The sequence below is a fragment of the Halomonas sp. CnH100-B genome (assembly GCF_024124605.1).
In the GTDB taxonomy this organism is placed as follows: Bacteria; Pseudomonadota; Gammaproteobacteria; order Pseudomonadales; family Halomonadaceae; genus Vreelandella.
This window is the reverse complement of the sequence record NZ_JAMXRX010000006.1, coordinates 214,714-236,111: the sequence shown is the minus strand read 5'-3', so window position 1 is coordinate 236,111 and position 21,398 is coordinate 214,714. Positions and strand designations below refer to the sequence as shown.

20 protein-coding genes are annotated in these 21,398 nt (G+C 60.7%); 16 read left to right on the top strand and 4 right to left on the bottom strand.

What is annotated here, in order from left to right; genetic code table 11:
- Positions 1-56 precede the first annotated feature (56 nt).
- The 4 genes from minC to sbcB all read left to right on the top strand — a co-directional run bounded on the left by minC (position 57) and on the right by sbcB (position 3,639).
- Complete coding sequence (minC, locus tag NH398_RS14900; RefSeq protein WP_253019142.1) at positions 57-794, top strand: septum site-determining protein MinC; 738 nt, start codon at positions 57-59, stop codon at positions 792-794.
- A 156-nt stretch (positions 795-950) separates the two neighbouring features.
- Positions 951-1,769 carry a septum site-determining protein MinD gene (minD, locus tag NH398_RS14895; protein ID WP_253019141.1) on the top strand — a complete coding sequence of 273 codons (819 nt, stop codon included), beginning with the start codon at positions 951-953 and terminating at the stop codon, positions 1,767-1,769.
- Positions 1,766-2,017, top strand: a complete 252-nt coding sequence (gene minE / locus NH398_RS14890; RefSeq protein ID WP_016915987.1) for a cell division topological specificity factor MinE — start codon at positions 1,766-1,768, stop codon at positions 2,015-2,017. Before minD ends, minE begins: the two co-directional genes overlap by 4 nt.
- 128 nt (positions 2,018-2,145) lie before the next feature.
- On the top strand, positions 2,146-3,639 hold the full coding sequence (gene sbcB / locus NH398_RS14885; protein ID WP_253019140.1) for an exodeoxyribonuclease I: 1,494 nt from the start codon (positions 2,146-2,148) through the stop codon (positions 3,637-3,639).
- A gap of 12 nt (positions 3,640-3,651) precedes the next feature.
- On the opposite strand, the gene NH398_RS14880 is transcribed toward sbcB, so the two are convergent.
- Together NH398_RS14880 and NH398_RS14875 are read right to left on the bottom strand one after the other, a co-directional pair.
- Positions 3,652-6,495 (bottom strand): insulinase family protein, encoded by a 2,844-nt coding sequence (locus tag NH398_RS14880; protein WP_253019139.1) that lies wholly within the window; start codon positions 6,493-6,495, stop codon positions 3,652-3,654.
- Positions 6,495-7,181, bottom strand: a complete 687-nt coding sequence (locus NH398_RS14875; protein ID WP_253019138.1) for an SOS response-associated peptidase — start codon at positions 7,179-7,181, stop codon at positions 6,495-6,497. The genes NH398_RS14880 and NH398_RS14875 overlap by 1 nt, the downstream gene beginning before the upstream one ends.
- 189 nt (positions 7,182-7,370) lie before the next feature.
- On the opposite strand from NH398_RS14875, the gene NH398_RS14870 reads away from it, so the two are divergent.
- Together NH398_RS14870 and NH398_RS14865 are read left to right on the top strand one after the other, a co-directional pair.
- Positions 7,371-7,985 carry a TetR-like C-terminal domain-containing protein gene (locus NH398_RS14870; RefSeq protein WP_159340918.1) on the top strand — a complete coding sequence of 205 codons (615 nt, stop codon included), beginning with the start codon at positions 7,371-7,373 and terminating at the stop codon, positions 7,983-7,985.
- Complete coding sequence (locus NH398_RS14865; RefSeq protein WP_159340920.1) at positions 7,982-8,662, top strand: 1-acyl-sn-glycerol-3-phosphate acyltransferase; 681 nt, start codon at positions 7,982-7,984, stop codon at positions 8,660-8,662. Before NH398_RS14870 ends, NH398_RS14865 begins: the two co-directional genes overlap by 4 nt.
- On the opposite strand, the gene NH398_RS14860 is transcribed toward NH398_RS14865, so the two are convergent.
- Together NH398_RS14860 and ccsA are read right to left on the bottom strand one after the other, a co-directional pair.
- A complete protein-coding gene (locus NH398_RS14860; RefSeq protein WP_159340922.1) occupies positions 8,659-9,933 on the bottom strand; it encodes an HlyC/CorC family transporter in 1,275 nt (424 codons plus the stop codon). The genes NH398_RS14865 and NH398_RS14860 overlap by 4 nt on opposite strands.
- A gap of 102 nt (positions 9,934-10,035) precedes the next feature.
- Positions 10,036-10,833 (bottom strand): cytochrome c biogenesis protein CcsA, encoded by a 798-nt coding sequence (gene ccsA / locus NH398_RS14855; RefSeq protein WP_159340923.1) that lies wholly within the window; start codon positions 10,831-10,833, stop codon positions 10,036-10,038.
- 268 nt (positions 10,834-11,101) lie between these two features.
- Here ccsA and ffh point away from each other — a divergent pair, with 268 nt between their 5' ends.
- From ffh to NH398_RS14805, 10 genes are all read left to right on the top strand, one after another.
- Positions 11,102-12,514, top strand: a complete 1,413-nt coding sequence (ffh, locus tag NH398_RS14850) for a signal recognition particle protein (RefSeq protein ID WP_253019137.1) — start codon at positions 11,102-11,104, stop codon at positions 12,512-12,514.
- Between the two features lie 294 nt (positions 12,515-12,808).
- Positions 12,809-13,057 (top strand): 30S ribosomal protein S16, encoded by a 249-nt coding sequence (gene rpsP, locus NH398_RS14845; protein ID WP_009098555.1) that lies wholly within the window; start codon positions 12,809-12,811, stop codon positions 13,055-13,057.
- A 58-nt stretch (positions 13,058-13,115) separates the two neighbouring features.
- Positions 13,116-13,661, top strand: coding sequence for a ribosome maturation factor RimM (rimM, locus tag NH398_RS14840; protein ID WP_159340927.1), 546 nt, complete (start codon positions 13,116-13,118; stop codon positions 13,659-13,661).
- Positions 13,662-13,750: 89 nt separating this feature from the next.
- On the top strand, positions 13,751-14,527 hold the full coding sequence (trmD, locus tag NH398_RS14835; RefSeq protein ID WP_159343694.1) for a tRNA (guanosine(37)-N1)-methyltransferase TrmD: 777 nt from the start codon (positions 13,751-13,753) through the stop codon (positions 14,525-14,527).
- A gap of 148 nt (positions 14,528-14,675) precedes the next feature.
- Entirely contained in the window at positions 14,676-15,032 is a 357-nt protein-coding gene (rplS, locus tag NH398_RS14830) for a 50S ribosomal protein L19 (RefSeq protein WP_054640811.1), read from the top strand.
- A 104-nt stretch (positions 15,033-15,136) separates the two neighbouring features.
- Positions 15,137-16,018 carry a site-specific tyrosine recombinase XerD gene (gene xerD, locus NH398_RS14825; protein WP_253019136.1) on the top strand — a complete coding sequence of 294 codons (882 nt, stop codon included), beginning with the start codon at positions 15,137-15,139 and terminating at the stop codon, positions 16,016-16,018.
- Positions 15,993-16,784 (top strand): DsbC family protein, encoded by a 792-nt coding sequence (locus NH398_RS14820; protein ID WP_159340932.1) that lies wholly within the window; start codon positions 15,993-15,995, stop codon positions 16,782-16,784. Before xerD ends, NH398_RS14820 begins: the two co-directional genes overlap by 26 nt.
- An 85-nt stretch (positions 16,785-16,869) precedes the next feature.
- On the top strand, positions 16,870-18,186 hold the full coding sequence (locus NH398_RS14815; protein WP_159343695.1) for a homoserine dehydrogenase: 1,317 nt from the start codon (positions 16,870-16,872) through the stop codon (positions 18,184-18,186).
- A 3-nt stretch (positions 18,187-18,189) separates the two neighbouring features.
- Positions 18,190-19,578, top strand: a complete 1,389-nt coding sequence (thrC, locus tag NH398_RS14810) for a threonine synthase (protein ID WP_159340934.1) — start codon at positions 18,190-18,192, stop codon at positions 19,576-19,578.
- A gap of 6 nt (positions 19,579-19,584) precedes the next feature.
- Positions 19,585-21,381, top strand: coding sequence for a DHHA1 domain-containing protein (locus NH398_RS14805; protein ID WP_253019135.1), 1,797 nt, complete (start codon positions 19,585-19,587; stop codon positions 21,379-21,381).
- Positions 21,382-21,398: the final 17 nt, after the last annotated feature.

The following is a 21,398-nucleotide window of genomic DNA, read 5'->3' as shown; positions in this document are numbered from 1 at the left end:
CAAGGCGCGAGATTGCGCTACCCTTATCTTACCTGAACATGACATGGAGTTCGGCCATGAGCCTCAACGCCAACAGTGCCGACGTAGCCTTCACCTTCAAGGGCGGCATGCTGCCGATGACCGTCATGGAGTTGACGAGCGCTGACCCGGAGCGTATCCGGCGGCAGCTTGCTGGCAAACTGTCGCAATCTCCCGCGTTCTTTCAGCATACACCCGTTGTGCTTAGCGTGGAAAAACTCGATGAGCCGCACCTCGCCCTGGAGCGGATCTGCGCAGTATGCCGTGATCACAAGCTGTTACCCGTGGCCGTCCGTGGTGGTGCCGAGCCGATTCGTCAGTCGGCGTGGGCGCTGGGGCTGGGCTGGTTTGCCCCCGTGGAAGAGGGGCGAGCCCGTGCGTTGGAAAGCGTCGAGCCCGTTGCCGACCCCGACGAGGTCGGCAGCGAACCGGAGACGAGCGGTTTGGGAGCCACCCGGCTGTACCGGGGGACGGTGCGGTCCGGCCAGCAAGTGAGCGCCGCCGAGGGGGATTTGATCGTGATCGGTGCGGTCAACGCTGGCGCAGAGGTGCTGGCAGCAGGCAGTATTCACGTGTACGGGGCCTTGCGTGGCCGCGCGTTGGCCGGCATCCATGGTAATACCCAGGCAGGTATTTACTGCCGCGAGCTGGAGGCCGAGCTGCTCTCCGTAGCGGGTAATTACAAACGGCTGGAGGATATCGACTCCCAGCTATTAGGGCGGGCAGCCGAAGTCCATTTTATTAAAGAACAGTTAGATATTAAGCCGCTGGGGTAAGCCGCATGAGGGAGTGCCGGTTAGTGCTTCTTGCCTAGCGACGCCACCGCTGCGATCCGTTACAGTGTGCTGTTTTGATGACATTGATGTTCCCGTTATGCGGGCAGCGCCACGCGATCGCGCTCGCAATGAACGACTTCAAGAAGGAAGTGACTCTTGGCCAAAATTATAGTTGTGACCTCAGGTAAAGGGGGGGTCGGTAAAACCACCAGCGCCGCGGCGATTTCGACAGGGCTCGCGCTGCGTGGCAAGAAGACGGTGGTGATCGACTTCGACGTAGGATTGCGCAACCTGGATTTGATCATGGGCTGCGAGCGTCGGGTGGTGTACGACCTAGTCAACGTGATTCAAGGCGAGGCGGGGCTGAATCAAGCGCTGATCCGCGATAAGCGCGTTGAGAATCTGTTCATTTTGCCAGCCTCGCAAACCCGGGATAAGGATGCGCTCACCCAAGAGGGGGTCGAGAAGATCCTGGAGCAGTTGAAAGACGACTTCGACTACATCCTGTGCGACTCTCCCGCCGGTATCGAACGCGGTGCGCAGTTGGCGATGTACTACGCCGACGAAGCCATCGTCGTGACCAACCCGGAAGTTTCGTCGGTACGTGACTCAGACCGTATCCTGGGACTTCTAGGCTCGAAAACCCAGCGTGCCGAGCAGGGGCTTGACCCGGTGAAAGAGCACCTGCTGATTACCCGTTACAACCCTGCCCGTGTCACTTCCGGCGACATGCTGACGCTGGACGATATTCGCGAGATTCTTGCGATCGATCTACTGGGTCTGATTCCCGAATCCGAAGCCGTACTGCGTGCCTCTAACCAAGGGGTGCCCGTCACTCACGATGGTTCGAGCGATGCCGGTCAAGCGTATGCCGATACCGTGTCACGCCTGCTGGGAGAGGAGATGCCGCTGCGCTTCCATGAGATGCAGCGCAAAGGATTGCTGAGCAGGATGTTTGGGGGTAGTCGTCGATGAAACTGCTGGAGTTCTTGAAGCGTGAGCGCAAGAAATCCGCCTCGGTGGCCAAAGAACGGTTACAAATCATCGTGGCGCATCAGCGTAGCCAGCGTGGTCAGCCTGACTACATGCCGCTGCTTGAGCGCGAACTGCTCGAAGTGATTCGTCGTTATGTGCATGTGGACGACGACGCCATTCAAATTTCGCTGGATAGCGAAGATAACTGCTCGGTGCTGGAGCTCAACGTGACGCTGCCCAAAAGCTAAGCGTACACGAGCACGGTGAGGGGCGGCGAGAAGCGCCGCGGGTGTGCTAGTCTTGGGCTTTTGTTCCCATCCAGCGAAAGATGTCACGGCGCATGGGTGGGCTGTCACGCTCAAGGGAGTTTGCATCCATGGCGCCACCGAATGCCGCCCCTGCCAGTTTTCTCTGGCACGATTATGAGACCTTTGGTGCCGATCCGCGTCGCGATCGGCCCGCTCAGTTTGCTGCATTACGCACCGATGCCGACCTCAATGAAATCGGCGATCCCATCGAGCTCTACTGTAAACCCGCCGATGATTACCTGCCGCACCCCGCCGCCTGCCTGATCACCGGCATCACGCCTCAAAAAGCGCAGCGTCGGGGGCTTCCCGAAGCCGAGTTCGCGCGCCAGGTACAGAGCGCCATGAGCGAGCCCGGCACCTGCGTGGCCGGCTACAATAGCTTGCGTTTCGATGATGAAGTCTCCCGCCACCTATTTTATCGTAACCTGCTCGATCCCTATGCCCGCGAGTGGCAAAACGGCAACTCACGCTGGGATTTGATCGACGTGGTGCGGGCGTTCTATGCGCTGCGCCCAGAGGGTATCGAATGGCCCCTGCGGGAAGATGGTGTGCCCAGCTTTAAACTGGAGCACCTCACCGCGGCGAACGGCATCGCCCATGAGGGTGCCCACGATGCGGTGGCCGACGTGCGCGCCACCATTGCACTGGCGCGGCTGCTGAAAGCGCGTAATCCCAAGCTGTTCGATTACCTGCTTGGCCTGCGCGGCAAGCGCGCGGTGGCCAAGCAGCTCGACCTCCCCAGCGCCAAACCGCTGCTGCACATCTCCCGCCGTTACCCGGCCAGCCGAGGCTGTAGCGCCTTGGTGATGCCCCTGGCGGAGCACCCTACCAACCCTAACGGGGTGATCGTGTACGATTTGAGCGTCGACCCCGGCGATTTGCTGTCGCTCAGCGCCGAGCAGATTCGTGAGCGGGTGTTCGTCAGCCAGCAGGACCTTTCTGAAGGGGAGGCGCGCATCCCGCTCAAAGTCATTCATATCAACCGCTGCCCGGTGATCTTTCCAGCCACGGTGCTGAAAGACGTGGAGGGCGAGCAGAAAGGCGAGTACGGCGCGATCGTGGCGCGCTTGGGGATTGATATCGCCGCCTGCCGAGGGCACTGGAAAACCCTGCGCGAGGCCAGCGGCGTGGCGCAAAAGGTGACCGAGGTATTCAGCGGCGGCTACGAAGAGTCGCCTCAAGACCCCGATTTGATGCTCTACTCCGGCAGCTTTTTCTCTGCGGCGGATCGTCAGCAGATGGAGCGGGTGCTGGCGATGGATCCTTGGGACTTGGTGGGCCAACGCTTTGCCTTTCAAGACCCGCGCCTGGAAGAGATGCTGTTTCGCTTTCGCGCGCGCAGTTACCCGGACACCCTAGAGGGCGAAGAGCGTGAGCAGTGGGAGGCGTTTCGTTGGATGCGCATGAATGACCCGGCGCTATCGGGTTTTACGCTTAAAGCATTTGCCCGGGAAATCGAGCGTTACAATCAGCAGCCGCTCACCGATCATGAGCGGCAGATTCTCGAAGAGCTGGTGATGTTCGTCGAAGCCATGATGCCAGCCCAGGCGTTCGATGCCTGAGCTGGCGAGCGGTTAGCGTGGGTCGAAGGGCGCGAGCGTCTCACGGTAAGCGCCGATGTCGCTGGGTGCATCGCCCGGGTTGAATCGGATGTCTAGCGGGTGAGCGAGCAGCGAGGGCCACAACGCCTGTAGCTCTTCGACGCTGACCTCGAGTGCCCGCTGTGCGATGTGCGCCTGACGGTCAAAGCGTACCTCGTCCAGTGCGGTGGCTTGCCAATAGCGGTTAGCCATGCCCTGCAGGCTGGTATCCCGCTGGCGCAGGCGGTCATGAACCGCTTGCCGGTGGGCCGCCAGCTCTTCATCGCTCAGTGTCTCGAGCCGCTCACCGGCGGCTGCCATGAAAGCGTCCATTCGTTCGGCAATGGTGCCGCTATCCACATCCGGTGACTGTACGACCAGGCCAATGCCCGGCGCTTCCAGCAGCGGTGAATAGCCCGCGTTGACGATGTAGCCAAGCTGCTCCTCGGTACGCAGCTGTTGATAGAACGGCGTGTCCAGCCATTGGGCGAGCACGCTCAGGCGCGCCTGCTCGTCGATGCTAGTGTCGCGTCCCTGCAGGTAGCGCAGTACCAGTGACTCCTCCCGGGTGCTATGGGGGTGAAGTATCGTTGGCTCCTCGCTCGCCTCCAATGGCGACAGAGGGGGAATGTCATCCCGCGTTAAGCGGGGTGTCAGTGCGCCGCGAATAAGGTTGGCCTGCTCCCGTGCCTGATCGGCAGTCAGGTTACCCACGGCCATGGCGTCGATGTACAGAGCATCGAGGAAACGCTCGCGGAAATCTTCCAGATGATGCTTCTCAAGCCGCTGGCTGGCGGCCAGCAGTTCGTCCGTCGACCACTGCGGGGAGAGCAGCGCCTCACCCAGGGCTCGGCTGGCTTGGCCGGTCAACGACGCGCGTGGCGCGTTGCGCCACTCCCGCTGTAGCTGATAGCGCACCCGCTCAAAGGCGCCAGCAGAGATATCCGCCTGCTGAAGCTGCTCGATGGCTTGCTCGATGAGCGGCGTTTGGCCATCCCGCCAACCAGAAAACGACAGCGTCATACCGCGCGCGTGGGCGTATGCGCTAAACGACTGCCCGGCAAGCCACGCGGGGTAAAGCGACTCGTTGAGGCTGTCGTTCAGCCAGCCTGCCAACAGACGCATGAGTACCGCTTCTTCTGCCGAGTAGCTAGCGCTGGGATGCTGCAGGCTCACCCGCCACTCCACGCTGGGCGTATTGAAACGGCTGTCCTGCATGTGCCAAGCGGTAAACGTGGGCGTCTCGATTAGTGTCGAAGGCTGCTCGTCCTGGCCCGCCTGAAGGGTGAGGTCGCTGGCAATGAAGGGGTTCGGCTCGGGAAGCGCGAGACCGTCCAAGGCCTGACCGGTCGTGGTGGGCGGCTGCTCTTTCCACTGAGTGTTGAACCAGGGGGTTACGGTGTCGCTCTCTACGTCCGGCGCGGAGTAGACGCGCAGCATGTTGTCGGACGTTAGGGCGTCCAGGTAGCGCTGCTGGCGCTCGCTATCCATGCCGTCCATGCGGTACGCGGCGTATTGCACGTCCTCGACCGGGTAGCGCGAAAGGCTCATGGCTAGGCGGGTAGCCTCTTGCTGAGGAGCGCCGTGCTGCTGAAAGCGAAACGCCTGCTCGCTGAGGCTTTTTTGCTCGTCGTAGCGCCACTCGGTCAGCCCATCTGCCCGAATCTGCTCGATCGCGGCAAACAGCGTGGCTTCGATGTCGTCGAGGCGTTCGGCACCTGCGGGCGTCAGGCTAATGGAGACGGTAAACAGCGCCTCATTGCCATCGCCGCGCCCCACGCCCGCAGAGAGCCCGTCGGCCAAGCCTGCTGCACGCAGCACGGCCAGTAGACTGCCGTCGCCCTCATCGCCCAGTAAATGCGCGATGAGCTGAGTTGGCTTGGTGCGATACTCGTCTGTAGGGTCAGGAACGGGGAAGTAGAAGCGCAGTTGGCGACGATCCTGCAGCGACTGGCGCTCGATATAGCGCGGCAGCGTGTCGGTGTCGATCAGTGGCGTGTCAATCGTGGGGGCGCTCAAGTCGTGATCGGGAATATCGGCAAACCGCTCCACCACTAAGGCTTCCAGTTCGTCGAGCGGTTGGGGGGCTACTACCGCTAAGTTCATCACGTTGGCATCGTAGTAGCGGTGGTAGAAGTCGATCACCCGCTCGCGCAGCGTTGCCTCGCCTTCGGGCGGGTTTGCCAGCGTGTCTCGGCTGCCCACTGCAAAGCCGGTGGTGGGGTTCTCCGGGTTGAGCAGTTGATTCAGCACGTCGTTCTCACGCCGCGACTCATCGCGAATGCGCGCCATGTACTCGGAGTGCACAATGTTGCGTTCGCTCTCCAGGTGGTCCGCGTTGAACAGCGGCGAGAGGAAAAACTCGCTAAAGCGGTCCAGTGCGCCGGGCAGCGCTGAAGGTTCAATATCGAAAAAGTAGTTGGTGTCCTGCTGAGCCGTAAAGGCGTTATGAGAGCCTGCGTTGTCGGAAATGTATTGCTGGTAGGCATCCGACTGGGGGTAGGGCTCGGTGCCCAAAAACAGCATGTGCTCCAGAAAGTGGGCCAAGCCCTGGAGGTCGTCGGGATCCTGAGCGCTGCCGACCCGCACGTTCATGGACGCGGCGGCCTTGTCGGCATCGGGGTCGCTGACCAGCAGCGCCTGTAGGCCATTGTCGAGGGTGATGACCCGGTAGTCGCGGTCATCGAAAGGACTGATGGTCGGGGTAATGGCCTCGGCGACCGGGCTCTCTTCTGCCCAGAGGGGAGTGGCGGGCGCCAAGAGCAGGCCGATGGTCAGGCCAACAACCGCGCGCCTTGCCTGCAGGCGAGGCGGAATAACAGACATAGTGGGCAACATTACGGCTCCTGTGACACGGTCCAGCGCAGCATTGGCCCTGTGGGGTGCGCGCAAGAGGGTGACTGGTAGGCAGGGTTATTCACATGCTTTGATACCGGAAAAGCGCCCAACAGTTCCAGCGGGGCGGGCATCAAAAGCGGTGTCAGCGACGCAACGTCCGTGTTGGGGTCTAGCCATTGGTGTAGCGCCTCTGGTGGAAGGATCACCGGTAAGCGATCGGTGAGCGACGATAGGCAGGCATTGGCAGGCACGCTGATCAGCGCCGTCGAGTCGGTAAAGGTGGTCAGCGTGGTGTGGTAACGACACCAAAGCGCGCCGAGCAGCAGCGGGGTGCGATTCACGTGGGTCACCAAAAACGGCTGCTTACTGCGTGCCTGGGGCTTCCACACGTAAAAGCCACTCACCGGAATCACGCAGCGCCGCGCACTGAAGGCCTCCTGGAACATGGCTCGTTTGCTGAGCGTTTCCGCCCGCGCGCAGTGCGGAGCGTGGTCGAGAACCTTGAGCCACGGCGGCGTCAGCCCCCAAAAGAGCGGCGTGTGGGTCAACTGCCCCTGCTCTAGACGAAGGGCCGACACGGGCTGGCGCGGTGCTAAGTTGGGAGACTCGATGAGCGAAGCAGTGCTTTTGAGGCTGGGCGCAAGGCGGGCGAGCGATAGGCGCTGTACGTGTAGGCGTCCCGTCATGCCGGTCTCCTTTAGGCGCGATACCTGCGGCGCTGATGCAAAATGGCAAAGGGAAGTCGTAATACGTTAAATGTGGCGTTTTAGTGTCGAAAACAGTGTTCGATGTAAGGTATCCTATCGTATACCTTGCTCACGCTAAAGCGCGAGGAGGCATTCTTCCCTGTTTGCCGTTGACCTGAAGAGATCGCCATGGCCCGTCCTAGACAGCATGCGCCCGATGCCCTCCACGCGCAGGTCATGCACGCTTGTGATGAGTGGTTGGCTAAGCAGCCAGTCCATGGTTTATCACTGCGTGCTTTGGCCAGAGAGGTGGGCTGCGCGCCCAGTACGCTGCTAAAACTCTACGGCAGCTTTAACAATTTATTGCAGCACGTCAACGTCGAAACCCTCGCACGTTTGCAGCACACCATTACGAGCCTGGCCGAAGACGACCCCGAGCCGTGGTTGCGCTCTCTGGCCCACGCTTACTGGCGATTCGCCGAGCAGGATTGCTACCGTTGGCAGCTACTGTTCGACTACCCGCTGGCTCAGGAAGGCGAGCTGGACCAGCGTCAGAGCGATCTCATCGAAGCCCTGTTTACCCAGGTGGAAACGTCGTTAAAGCAGTATCAGCCCGTTCTAGACGATCTGGAAGCGCGCCGCCTTGGCCGCACGCTGTGGGGCAGCGTTCACGGCTTGGTACAGCTGGGGTTGAACGAGCGGCTTGGCTACTGGCAGGGGCAGCAGCTCAAGGTCGATGAGCTGTTGGATCAACTCATGAGCACCGTGCTGGCCGGGTTACGACACCGGGGGGCAGCGACGTGACATGGGGGATCAACGCCACTCGGTGCCTGCTGCGTCGTGTCATTTACGTGGCCATGCGCGGCTGTTACCGGCTGTCGGTGCATGGCCAAGGTCACGTACCTAAACAGGGCGCGGCGCTGGTCGTCTGTAACCACGTGAGCTTTATGGATGCGCTGGTGTTGGGTGGTGGCAGCCCTCGTCCGCTGCGCTTCGTGATGGACCAGCCCATTTTTGAATCCCGCTGGCTGAAGTGGTGGTTTCAACTGGTGGGGGCGATTCCCATCGAGTCGGAGCGCCATAGCCCAGGAGCGCTGCGGCGTACCTTGGATGAAGTGAGCAAGGCGCTGCGCCAGGGCGATATCGTGATGGTGTTTCCCGAGGGGCGTTTGACCCCCGATGGCGAGATCCACACGTTCCGCCGTGGGCTCGAAACCATCCTGGCTCGTGACAATGTGCCGGTGATTCCAGCAGGGTTGGCCGGGCTGTGGGGGTCGTGGACGTCTCACTACGGCGGTAAGGCGCTGAAGAAGTGGCCGTCACGCTTTAGGGCGCCGGTGAGCCTCCATTTTGGCCCGCCCATTGCCGTCCATGAAGTCGAAGGTGTCGCGTTAAGGCGCTTTTTGGAGCAGCGTGTCAGAGCATTGAAGGCCGCAGGCGACAGCGAGATCGCCCGCAGCCAGTCAACAACGCAGAGTTAGCGGCGAGGCAGACGCAGCTTTTGCCAGCAGCGCGCTGACGTGATCAGGTTGTCGCGAATCTCCAGAATCTCCATCCGCGTATTGCCGATTTGTAGACAGGCCGGGCCTTCCGGGAAGGCTTCCAGGTGCTCCAGAATCAATCCGTTCAGCGTCTTGGGGCCGTCGGTGGGCAACTGCCAACCGAGCATCTTATTGATCTCGCGGATATTCGCCGTGCCTTCGATGACATGGCTGCCATCGTCCTGTTGATGAATCTCGTCATCTTCGGACACGTCGGTCGTGAACTCGCCGACGATCTCTTCGAGAATATCCTCCAGCGTGACCAACCCTTCTACATCGCCGTACTCATCCACCACGATGCCGATCCGTCGCTTCTGCTTCTGAAAATTCAGCAGCTGGGTATGCAGCGGCGTGGACTCGGGAATGAAGTAGGGCTCCCGCGCTTCTTGAACGATGGCCGCTTTGGTGACTTCGCTGCGGGATAAGAAGCGTGCGGCGTTACGCAGGTGCAACATGCCAATGATGTTGTTGATATCGCCTTTGTAGACCGGCAGGCGTGTGTGCTGACTGGTCCGAATTTGAGTCAGAATATCTTCCAGCGAATCGTCCAGGTCGATGCCCAGCACTTCGTGTCGGGGCACCATGATGTCGTTCACCGTAACGTTCTCAAGGTCCAGAATCGACAGCAGCATTGCTCGGTGGCGGTAAGGGATCAGCGTGCCTGCTTCGTGCACCACGGTGCGCAGCTCGTCGCGGGTCAGGCTGTCGCCGCCGTTATCCACGCTTTTGACACCGACTAACCGCAGCAAGCCGTTCGACATCACGTTGACCAGCCATACCAAGGGGTAGAGCAGTTTGAGCAGCGGCTCCAAGGCAAAGGAAGTGGGGTAAGCGATGCGCTCGGGTTTGATGGCCGCGTACGTCTTGGGCGTCACTTCCGCGAAAATCAGAATGGTGATGGTCAGCAGTGCGGTAGAAATAGCAGGGCCTGAGACGTCGCCAAAAAAGTGAATGGCGATGATGGTGGCAATCGAGGCTGCCAGGTTATTGACGAAGTTGTTGCCAATCAGGATGACGCCAATGAGACGATCGGGCCGGGTGAGCAGGCGCATGACACGCTTGGCGCTACGGTCGCCGCTGTTGGCTTGATGGCTAAGCCGGTAGCGGTTGATCGACATCATGCCCGTTTCAGAACTGGAGAAGAAGGCAGACAGCAAGATGAGTAAGGCTAGCAGGCCGAACAGTAACCCCAGGGGGAAGTCGTCGCTCAAGTCGAAAGTTCCTTTATGGCGTATTAAGCTCGATTTGTAGAAGTATGGCAGTAGCGTGTCAAGCGCGCGTCCAACGCTGCGTTAACCGCTAGGCCCATAGGCTTAGCGGTTAAGCAGAATTTCCAGCACGAATTTACTACCAAAGTAGGCCAGCAGCAGAAGGGCACAGCCGCCAAGGGTCCAGCGCACGGCACGCATGCCGCGCCAACCAAACCGGTAACGCCCGACCAGGAGCGTGGTAAAGATGACCCAGGCGCCCAGCGACAGCACGGTCTTGTGAACCAAGTGCTGAGCAAACAGGTTGTCGAGGAAAATCAGCCCGCTGATGATCGATAGGGTGAGCAGCACGATGCCTGCCCACACCAGCTCGAACAGCACGCGCTCCATGGTGGTCAGCGGTGGTAGCGACTGGACGATGCCGCGAATGTGATGATGACGCAGCGCCTGATTCTGCAAGCCCACCAGCACCGCCTGAACTGCCGCAATGGCCAGTACGGCAAAAGCCAGTGCAGAGCTGACCGCATGCAGTAAGATGCCCGGCGTCAGGCCGCTATGGCTGCCTTGGCTCGGTAGCCACGTCGCCACGATCAGCGCAATACCGGCCAGTGGGAAAAGCGCGATGCCGGCATTCAGTACCGGTTTGAAGAGGCTGGCGACGAGCACCACGTTGACGGCCACGGCCATCAGCAGCGTGGCGCTGGTGGTAAAGCCGGGGAGCAGGCCGGGGGAAGCGCCCACCAGTTTGACGACGACGGGAATGTGTAACAGCAGGCCGAGTGCACCCAGCAGGCGCACCATGCCCTGGCGGGGAGGCACCCGGCGAAACAGCGTCATGCCCTGCCAAATGGCAGCGGCGACATAGAGTATAAAAGCGATCGTGGCGAACGGGAGCGCCTGCATGATGCTATCCATGCGCCTTGCAGCGCGTTGTTGAACAATAGGGCCAAAACGGCGACAGCGTTTGCTGAGGAGCACCTTACCAGTGTGCCTCAGGCTTTCGTCCGTTCCCTCTAGAACGGCTACCCTACTATAACCAATCAAGGCGGCGTCGCACAGCCATCGAGCGCCAACGCTGACGACCATGGAGACTCAGGCCGCGAGCGCGTATAATCGCCGCCACATTCGTCCGGTGAATACGCCCGGCGACAGCGACGGAGGCAGAGGCCCCATGTTTCAGAATCTGAGCGAGCGTCTTTCCCAGACGCTGAAGTCGATCAAAGGCCAAGCACGGCTAACCGACGACAACATTAAAGATACGTTACGCGAAGTACGCAAAGCGCTGCTGGAAGCCGACGTGGCGCTTCCGGTCGTTAAAGCCTTCATCGAGCGTGTGCGCGAGCGGGCGGTCGGCCAAGAGGTATCGAAAAGCCTCTCGCCGGGCCAGCAGTTCGTCAAAATCGTCCAGCAAGAGCTGGAAGCGATCATGGGCGAGGCCAACGAAGGCTTGAGTTTGAAGGGCTCGCCTGCCGTCGTGCTCATGGCGGGTTTACAGGGGGCGGGTAAAACCACCTCCGTCGCCAAGTTGGCCCGCTACCTGCGTGAGCGCGAGAAGAAGAAAGTACTGGTCGTCTCGGCGGACGTCTATCGTCCGGCCGCCATCGATCAGCTTGAAACGCTGGCGAAAGAGGTTCAGGTCGACTTCTTCCCCTCGCGCTCCGATCAGCAGCCGGTCGATATCGCCAATGCGGCCATCAAGCACGCCAAGATTCAGTTCCATGACGTGGTGCTGGTGGATACCGCCGGCCGCCTGGCCATCGATGAAGCGATGATGGCGGAAATCCAGGCGCTGCATAAGGCGATCTCTCCCCAGGAAACGCTGTTTGTCGTCGATGCCATGACCGGCCAAGACGCGGTGAATACGGCCAAGGCCTTCCATGACGCGCTGCCGCTCACCGGTGTCATTCTGACCAAGGCGGACGGTGATGCACGCGGCGGTGCCGCGCTCTCGGTACGCCATATCACCGGCAAGCCCATCAAGTTCATGGGCGTGGGTGAGAAGGTCGACGCCCTCGAACCCTTCCATCCTGACCGGGTCGCGTCGCGTATCCTCGGCATGGGCGACATGCTGTCGCTGATCGAAGAGGCCGAACGCACCGTCGATAAGGACAAGGCCGCGAAGCTGGCCAGCAAGGTCAAGAAAGGCGACGGTTTTGATCTGGAAGACTTCCGCGACCAGCTCCAGCAGCTCAAGAAAATGGGCGGTATGGGCGGCTTGCTCGGCAAGCTGCCGGGAATGGGGCAAATGGCTGAATTGGCGCAAGGCCCTGGCCCTGAAAAAGAGCTGGGCAAGCTGGAGGCGTTGATCAACTCCATGACGCCCAACGAACGCCGCAAGCCCGATATCATCAACGGCTCTCGCAAACGTCGTATCGCGGCGGGGGCTGGCCTTCAGGTGCCCGACTTGAATCGCCTGCTCAAGCAGCACAAGCAGATGCAGAAGATGATGAAGAAAGCAGGCAAGAAGGGCGGCATGCAGAAAATGATGCGTGGCATGTCGGGCATGATGGGCGGCGGTGGCGGACCGGGTGGCCCCGGCGGCATGGGCGGTATGGGTGGTCCAGGCGGTCTACCCTGGCGTTAACACGCCTAGCGAGCACGCTTGAGTGCGCTCGGCACGGTTGACGGCCTGTGAGTTTTCTGGCTGTCAGGCTTTCCAAGCCGGGCGCATTTGCGTAGAATGCGGCCTCTTCATGCGTGGGTGTTGGGAAAACGTGCGTTAGCGCGGCCCTCGACACTACCCAGTGAAGGTCCTGATGGCGCCTCGTCCAAGCTCGTATGAGCCGGTGGCGCGCCAAGAAAACAGTATGACGAGTGTTCTGATAGCGGCTTGCGCTATGTCCCACTCGCGTAACCTCAACCGAAGGATAGTTATCGTATGGTTACCATTCGTTTGGCACGTGGTGGCGCCAAAAAGCGTCCCTTTTATCACCTGACTGTGACCGACTCTCGTAACGCCCGTGACGGCCGTTTCATCGAGCGTATCGGCTTCTTCAACCCGGTTGCCCGTGGTCAAGAAGAGCGTCTGCGCGTCGATCTGGACCGCGTGACTCACTGGCAGAGCCAAGGCGCCCAGCTGTCTGGTCGTGTTGCTGAGCTGGTTAAAGAAGCGCGCAAACAGGCATAAGCCTGTTGCCCGTCGCACGTTGTAGCAATAGATGCTGTTGTAGCTGGAGTGGTCGTCGATGACGCGTTTCAATACTAGCCATACTGACGACACGCACGTGGTGCTTGGTAAGCTCACCAGCCCTCACGGGATCAAAGGTTGGCTGAAGGTATACTCTTACACCAATCCCATGGACAGCATTCTAGAGTACCCCGAATGGTGGGTGCGCCAAGGGGAAACCCTCACGCGCATGACCGTCCTGCAGGGGAGTCGGCAAGGCAAAGGGCTTGTCGTGCAGCTGAAAGGCGTAGATGACCGAACCGCCGCCGAAGGGTTGGCACAAGCGGACATCCTGATGCCCAAAGAGGCACTGCCCGAGCTTACCGACGATGAGTATTACTGGCATGAGCTTGAAGGTCTCACTGTCTTCACTCAGTCAGGCGAACGGTTAGGGCAGGTCAGCTATCTGTTTGAAACCGGCGCGAACGATGTCATGGTGGTACGCGGTGATAACGACGCAATCGACAAGCGTGAGCGGCTGTTACCCTTCCTGCCCGATGATGTGATCGTTGAGATCGACCTAGAAGATGGCCGCATGGTGGTCGACTGGGACCCTGAGTTCTGATGAGCCAAGACGCTTTGAACGAACTGTCAGCGGACGATCCAACGGTGGCGTCAACGGTGCCCGAAGAGCGTCCAACAGACGTACCGGCGATGTGGATTGGCGTGGTATCGCTGTTTCCCGATATGTTCGATGCGATTACCCAGCAAGGCGTGATCGGTCGAGCGGTAGAGAAACGGCGCATTTCCCTGGAGTTCTGGAATCCGCGGGATTACGCCACCGACCGCCACCGCAGCGTGGACGATCGCCCCTATGGCGGCGGCCCAGGCATGCTGATGAAGGTAGACACGCTTCGAGCGGCTATCTTCGACGCTCGCCAACGCGCCGAGCAGGCCACCGGCCTGACGCCAACGGTGATCTACCTGTCGCCCCAAGGGCGTCGGCTGGATCAGCAGGGCGTACAAGCGCTCGCTTCGGCAGGCCCGCTGGTCGTGGTCGCCGGGCGCTACGAAGGTATCGACGAGCGCGTGGTGGAGAGTGACATCGATGAAGAGTGGTCGATTGGTGACTATGTGTTGAGCGGCGGCGAGCTGCCCGCGATGGTGCTGATCGATGCAGCGGCAAGGCTGGTACCCGGCGTGCTGGGCCACCAGGATTCCGCGATCGAAGACTCGTTTAACGACGGTTTGTTAGACTGCCCGCACTATACCCGTCCTGAAGTGATCGACGGGCGCCGAGTGCCTGACGTGCTGCTAAGCGGAAATCATGCAGCCATCAAGCGCTGGCGGTTGAAGCAGTCGCTGGGGCGTACCTGGCAACGTCGTCCTGATCTGTTGGCAGGACGTACGCTTAACGCCGAGCAGCAGGCGCTGCTAGACGAGTTTATCGAGGAATACGCTTTGTCCTCTACGGCGGCCTCCCGCCCGTAGCGCAAAGCGGCGGTGCAGGACGCCAGCCATGTGTGCGTACCTGCGTCACCCATAACGACTCCCGCGTAGCTCGCTTCGAGCGCCGGGATCACGGTTTGCCCCTTCCACGACTGCGTGGCAAGCCATTACGTTATTTAGGAGTATGAAGATGAGCAGCAAGAACAAGGTGATCCAGGCGATCGAAGCCGAGCAAATGAGCAAAGAGATTCCTGCTTTTGCACCGGGCGACACCATCGTCGTTCAGGTTAAAGTAAAAGAAGGCACTCGTGAGCGTCTGCAGGCGTTTGAAGGTGTGGTCATCGGTAAGCGTAACCGTGGCCTGAACTCCGCTTTCACCGTGCGTAAAATCTCCCACGGTGTTGGCGTCGAGCGTACCTTCCAGACCTACAGCCCGCTGGTGGACTCCATCGAAGTCAAGCGTCGCGGTGACGTTCGTCAAGCCAAGCTGTACTACCTGCGTGAGCGTAGCGGTAAGTCGGCGCGTATCAAGGAAAAGCTGGCTTAATCGCCACTTTTTCTCGGGCGCTTGGCGCTCGGATACGGAAAACCCCGTCACCGCTTTGCGGGGCGGGGTTTTTGTTTATGGCTTTGCAATGAGACCGTTAGCCTATGAGCGTGATTGATGCGTACCTGGATGCCCTTTGGTTAGAGCAGGGCGCCAGCGACCATACGCTAGCGGCCTATCGGCGTGATTTGACCGCTTGGCAAGAGCAGCTTGAACGCGATGATGAAACGCTGCTCACGGCGTCCCCCGCGCGGTTTGGCGCCTGGATGGAGCAGCGCCGCGAGCAGGGATACCAGCTGCGCAGCAATGCACGGGTGTTGTCGTCGCTACGCAGTTTCTATCGCTGGGCACGACTGTATGGGCATATCGACAGCGACCCGCTGGCGAATGTCTCGCTGCCCAAAGTACGCCCCAGCCTGCCCAATACGCTGGAGGAAGACGAGGTTGAGCGCCTGTTGCTGGCCCCGGATGTGGGCACGCCGCTGGGTGTGCGTGATCGCACCATGCTGGAACTACTTTACGCTTGCGGACTGCGGGTATCGGAACTGGTCGGGCTGACCGGTGACGCGGTCAATCTGCGTCAAGGCGTGGTGCGTGTGCGCGGTAAAGGGGATAAAGATCGTCTGGTGCCGATGGGAGAAGAGGCCGCCGAGTGGTTAGCGCAATATATCGAAACGGCGCGGCCAGTCTTGATGCAAGACCCCACACGCCCGGCGCTGTTCCCCGGGCGAGGCGATAAGGCCATGACGCGGCAGACGTTTTGGCACCGTATCAAAGCCCATGCCATCACGGCGGGCATTGCTCGGCCGCTCTCTCCTCACACGCTGCGCCACGCCTTTGCGACCCATTTATTGAATCATGGGGCGAATTTGCGGGTCGTACAGCTGCTGTTGGGTCATAGCGACCTTTCCACCACGCAAATTTATACCCATGTTGCCCAGGCACGCCTGGAGCAACTGCATGCTGACCACCATCCGCGAGGTTAACCAAAGAATGCACCCACGTATGCCATCCGTTGCGAAATCCTGTGCCCCTTGGCTGGTGCTGGCGGGCAGTTTGTTGCCTATGACCGCCTTCGCCGATGACGTTGCCGAGCGCTTGGCTGAGAACTTACAAGTGAACGGCCAGCCGATGCCGGTAGAGCAGGTGAGCGCCACGCCGATGGAAGGGATCTATCATGTTCGTCTGGAGAGCGGTGAGTCGTTTTACTCCAATGCCGACGGTAGCCACTTTTTGGTAGGGGACCTCTACCAAAATGCGGATAATGGACTAGTGAATCTGACCGAGCAGTCCCGCAACCAAGAGCGAGCAGCGGCGCTGGCGGCGATTCCCGAGAGCGAGCGCGTCGTGTTTAGGGGCGTCGAGGAGCCCAAGGCCACGGTGGTGGTGTTTACCGATCCTACCTGCCCCTACTGCGAACGCCTCCATGAAACCGTTCCCGAACTCAACGAGCGGGGGATTGCGGTACACTACCTCGCCTTTCCGCGGGCCGGTATGGGCAGTGGCGCTGCCGATACCTTGCAGCAGGTATGGTGCTCCGAAAATCGCAGCGAAGCGATGAATCAAGCCAAAGAGGGCCAGACGATCGCCGCTTCGGCCAGCTGCGACAACCCGGTGGCCGACCAATACGCCCTGGGGCAAGCGCTAGGGGTGCAAGGGACGCCCGCCATCATCCTGCCCGATGGGCAAATGGTGCCTGGATTTGTACCCCCCGAGCGGCTCGTTGCCATGTTAGGCTTGGAAGACGAATAACGTCACATGAGTGGCGAACGAACACGCTGAGACACTGATTCAAGAAGTGGCACCTGCGGGTGCCCAACACGAAAGGGGAAGTATTTTGAAACCGGTAAGAGTAGGCATTTGTGGGTTAGGTACTGTAGGTGGCGGCACCTTCAACGTATTGACGCGCAACGCGGACGATATTAGCCGTCGTGCAGGCCGCCCGATTGTGATTGAGCAGGTGGCTCACCGCAGTATTCATCCCGACTGCGATATTACCGGCATTAACGCGACGACCGACGTCTTCGAAGTCGCCAACAACCCCGACGTGGACGTGCTGGTCGAACTGATCGGCGGCTACGATATCGCTCGTGAGCTGGTACTCACCGCGATTGCCAACGGCAAACACGTGGTCACCGCCAACAAGGCGCTGATTGCCGTCCACGGTAACGAAATTTTCCGCGCCGCCCATGAAAAGGGCGTGATCGTTGCGTTTGAAGCAGCCGTCGCGGGAGGCATTCCCGTCATCAAATCGTTGCGTGAAGGCCTAGGCGCCAACCGTATCGAGTGGGTCGCGGGCATTATCAACGGCACTGGCAACTTCATTCTGACCCACATGCGCGACGAAGGCCGTGCCTTTGAAGACGTATTGGCCGAGGCCCAGGCGCTTGGCTATGCCGAAGCCGACCCGACGTTCGATGTGGAAGGCATCGATGCCGCCCACAAGCTGACCATTCTTGCCTCCATTGCTTACGGCGTGCCGTTGCAGTTCGAAAAAGCTTTCACCGAAGGCATTTCGCGTATCACCGCCGAAGACGTGGAGCAGGCCGACAACCTCGGTTACGTCATCAAGCATCTGGGGATCTCCAAGCGCACCGATCAAGGGCTGGAGCTTCGGGTTCACCCCACGCTGATTCCCAAAGAGCGTCTGCTGGCAAACGTCCACGGTGTGAAAAACGCCATCGCCGTCATGGGCGACGCGGTTGGCCCCACGCTGTACTACGGCGCGGGAGCCGGTGCCGAGCCAACGGCGTCAGCCGTGGTGGCGGATCTGCTGGACGTGGCGCGCGACATCGCTACCGACCATCACTACCGCGTGCCGTACCTGGCGTTTAGCGGCATCGACGAAGATGTCAGCCAGCTGCCGATCATGCCGATGGAAGAGATCACCACGGCGTACTACCTGCGCCTGCTGGCGGTGGATCGCCCCGGCGTGCTGGCCCGTGTAGCGACCATTCTGGCCGAGCAGGGCATCTCCATTGAAGCGCTGATTCAGAAAGAAGCCACTGAAGGCGAGCTGGTACCGATCATTCTGCTGACGCATCGCACCAAAGAGAAGCAGATGAACGAAGCGATCCGCGAGATCGAAGCCATGGCCGATATCGCAGGCCCCGTCACGCGTATTCGCGTAGAAAGCCTGGACGAAGGAGAGTAACCGATGCGCTATATCAGCACGCGTGGGCAAGCGCCCGCGCTCTCTTTCGAAGAGGTGGTGCTCACCGGTATGGCCAGCGACGGCGGCCTCTACGTCCCGGAAACGCTGCCTGAGTTCTCCAAGGAGGAGCTGGCCGACATGGCCGGGCTCTCCTACGCCGAGATCGCCTTTCGGGTGATGAAGCCGTTCGTCAACGGCGAGATCGACGACGAGACCTTCCGCCGTTTGGTGACCGAGGCGTACGCCACGTTCAACCACGACGCGGTGTTGCCGTTAAAGCAGCTGGATGCCAGCCACTTCCTGTTAGAGCAGTTCCACGGCCCGACGCTGGCGTTTAAAGACGTGGCGCTGCAACTGCTGGGGCGACTACTGGATCACTTCCTGAAAAAGCGCAACGAGCGTGCGGTGATCATGGGGGCCACCTCCGGGGATACCGGCTCTGCGGCCATCGAAGGCTGCCGCCACTGCGACAACCTCGATATTTTCATACTGCACCCCCACAACCGCGTCTCCGAAGTGCAGCGCCGTCAGATGACCTCGGTGCTCGCCGACAACGTCTTCAACATCGCCATTGAGGGCAACTTCGATGATGCTCAGGCGATGGTCAAAGCCAGCTTTGCCAATCAAGACTTCTTGAACGGCACGCGGCTCGTGGCGGTGAACTCGATCAACTGGGCGCGCATCATGGCCCAGATCGTCTACTACGTGGCCGCAGGCGTGGCGTTGGGCGCGCCCCAGCGGGAAGTCAGCTTCTGCGTGCCCTCGGCTAACTTCGGCAACGTCTTTGCGGGCTATATGGCTTACAAGATGGGCCTGCCGGTGAAGCAGTTCATCATCGCCACCAATGCCAACGATATTCTGCACCGCACGTTGGCGGCTAACGACTTCTCCAAGAAAGAGCTCGCGGCCACGCTGGCACCCTCTATGGATATCGTCGTGTCGTCCAATTTCGAGCGCCTGCTGTTCGATGCCTACGACCGCGATGGTGCCGCCGTGGCAGCCCTGCTGGAGCGCTTCCAGCAAGAGCCCACCGCGCTTGCCGATGCGCCGCTGGCCAAGCTGCGCGAGAAGTTCGCCAGCCACAGTGTCGATGACGAGACGATTCTGGAAGTGATTCGTGAAGCCCATCATCGTACCGGCGAGATTCTCGATCCGCATACGGCTACCGGCTACCGAGCGGCCGAGCGGGCACGTGTAGACACCTCCACGCCGATGATCACCCTGGCCACCGCCCACCCGGCGAAGTTTGCCGAAGCCGTGGTAAAAGCGGGCTTCCAGGGCGTGCCGCTGCCGACCCACATGGACGACCTGCTGGAGCGCGAAGAGCGCTATACGGTGTTGCCCGCAGAATTGAGCGCGGTACAGCAGTTCGTTGCTGACAACCGTCGCTGAGGTGATATGACCCAGGTGTCACCCCTTTCTCAGCAGAGTAACCAGCCCCGCCTAGAGCCTCGTCCCCTGGACGAGGCTGTCTATTTGCGCGCGCAGTCAGAAGGGCTGAGCGAGCTTCAGGCAAGGCTTTTAGCGTCGCGGCTGCCCGGCTATACCGGGGAGCTTGCGCCGCTGGTGTCGCCCAGCCTGCGCTATCTCGTGCATCCTGAACAACTCGCCGATGGCCGCCGCGCGGCGGAGCGAGTTGCCCAGGCAGTCGCTGAAGGCGAGTCCATTGGTATTCTGACCGACTACGATGTGGACGGCATCACCTCCCACGTGGTCATTCGGCGTACGCTGGTCGAGCTATTTGGCGTGCCGGAGCACAAGCTGCATAGTTTGATTGGCCATCGTATTCACGACGGCTACGGCATCAGCCTGCCGCTGGTGGAGCGGACGCTGAGCTTAAAGCCGCTGCCGACGCTGGTGATTACCGCCGACTGCGGCAGTTCTGACGAGCCGCGCATTGCGCGGCTGAAAGCAGCCGGTATCGATGTGGTGGTCAGCGATCACCATGCGCTGCCCCTGGAAGGCCCACCGCCCTCGGCGTATGCCTGTGTGAACCCGACCCGCAGCGACTGCGACTACCCGGATAAAACCATTGCAGGTTGCATGGTGGCGTGGCTGCTGATGTCGCTCGCCCGCGGCGTACTGGTGGATTGGGGAGCGTTGCCGGAGGCCACGCCGAAGCTCTCGCCGTGGCTCTCCTATGTGGCGTTAGGCACCGTGGCGGACTGCGTCTCCCTCGGCGGAAGCCCCGCCAATCGGGCGGTGGTGAGCTACGGCTTAACGCTGATCAACCGCATGGACGCCGCCTGCTGGCGGGCCATGGCAGCGCGCTTAGGGGCTGACAGCGTGCCCTTCAACGCTGAAACCTTGGCGTTTCAGATGGGCCCCAGGATCAACGCCCGTTCGCGGCTAGATGACCCCTACGCGGCACTGCACTTTATGCTGGCAGAGAGCGACGGCGTCGCGAACCGGCAGCTTGAAGTGCTGGATCAGGATAACCAGTCCCGTAAGGCCATCGAAGCGGACATGGCCGAGGAGGCGCGGGCGCTCGCCGCTCCCGCCTTAGAGGCCAACGAGCCTGCCGTTGTGGTGCTGTTGGAAGATGGCCACCCCGGTGTGCAGGGCATCGTCGCTTCAAGGCTGGTGCAGGCCTACGGACGCCCAGCCGTGGTGCTGACGCGGGCAGCGGCACCCAACATGCTCACCGGCTCTGGCCGCTCCATCGAGGGGCTGCACCTAAGAGATGCCCTGCAACGCACCTTCGAACTTGCGCCCGAGGCGCTGCCGCGCTTCGGCGGGCACAGTGGTGCCGCAGGCGTGGGCGTGCCACGGGAGCAGCTAGCGGCCTTTAAAGCCGCGTTTTTGCAAGCGGTGGGCGAGCAACTTGGCGATACCCCGCTCTACCCGCGTCTGTGGACCGATGGCGAGCTCTCGACTGCCCAGCTCTCGTTGGCCACGCTTGAAGAGATCGAAGCCTTGGGTCCCTACGGGCGGGAATTCGACCCGCCGCTATTTGAAGGGCGCTTTATTGTGGAAGCGCTGCGCCCAGTGGGGGCAGAAGGTTCGCACTTGATGATGGAGCTCTCCATGGGGGCCGTGACCAGCAAAGCGATCTGGTTTCGTGCGCTCACGCCGGGGGAGCTGCCCTCGTTTAGCGTGGGCGATACGCTGCACTGCGCTTACAAGCTCAATCGCAACCGCTGGCGCGGTCGCGAGTCACTGCAGCTGATGGTGGAGCACGCTAGCCCCGTTTAATACTCTCCGCTATCCTC

Bases quoted from the DNA above. Each gene is read 5' to 3' on its own strand.
- rplS (WP_054640811.1), top strand. From the start codon at position 14,676: ATGAGCAGCAAGAACAAGGTGATCCAGGCGATCGAAGCCGAGCAAATG.
- thrC (WP_159340934.1), top strand. From the start codon at position 18,190: ATGCGCTATATCAGCACGCGTGGGCAAGCGCCCGCGCTCTCTTTCGAA.
- trmD (WP_159343694.1), top strand. From the start codon at position 13,751: ATGTGGATTGGCGTGGTATCGCTGTTTCCCGATATGTTCGATGCGATT.
- NH398_RS14875 (WP_253019138.1), bottom strand. From the start codon at position 7,181: ATGACGGGACGCCTACACGTACAGCGCCTATCGCTCGCCCGCCTTGCG.
- minE (WP_016915987.1), top strand. From the start codon at position 1,766: ATGAAACTGCTGGAGTTCTTGAAGCGTGAGCGCAAGAAATCCGCCTCG.
- xerD (WP_253019136.1), top strand. From the start codon at position 15,137: ATGAGCGTGATTGATGCGTACCTGGATGCCCTTTGGTTAGAGCAGGGC.
- rpsP (WP_009098555.1), top strand. From the start codon at position 12,809: ATGGTTACCATTCGTTTGGCACGTGGTGGCGCCAAAAAGCGTCCCTTT.
- NH398_RS14820 (WP_159340932.1), top strand. From the start codon at position 15,993: ATGCTGACCACCATCCGCGAGGTTAACCAAAGAATGCACCCACGTATG.
- sbcB (WP_253019140.1), top strand. From the start codon at position 2,146: ATGGCGCCACCGAATGCCGCCCCTGCCAGTTTTCTCTGGCACGATTAT.
- rimM (WP_159340927.1), top strand. From the start codon at position 13,116: ATGACGCGTTTCAATACTAGCCATACTGACGACACGCACGTGGTGCTT.
- ccsA (WP_159340923.1), bottom strand. From the start codon at position 10,833: ATGCAGGCGCTCCCGTTCGCCACGATCGCTTTTATACTCTATGTCGCC.
- NH398_RS14880 (WP_253019139.1), bottom strand. From the start codon at position 6,495: ATGTTGCCCACTATGTCTGTTATTCCGCCTCGCCTGCAGGCAAGGCGC.
- NH398_RS14805 (WP_253019135.1), top strand. From the start codon at position 19,585: ATGACCCAGGTGTCACCCCTTTCTCAGCAGAGTAACCAGCCCCGCCTA.
- minC (WP_253019142.1), top strand. From the start codon at position 57: ATGAGCCTCAACGCCAACAGTGCCGACGTAGCCTTCACCTTCAAGGGC.
- NH398_RS14870 (WP_159340918.1), top strand. From the start codon at position 7,371: ATGGCCCGTCCTAGACAGCATGCGCCCGATGCCCTCCACGCGCAGGTC.
- ffh (WP_253019137.1), top strand. From the start codon at position 11,102: ATGTTTCAGAATCTGAGCGAGCGTCTTTCCCAGACGCTGAAGTCGATC.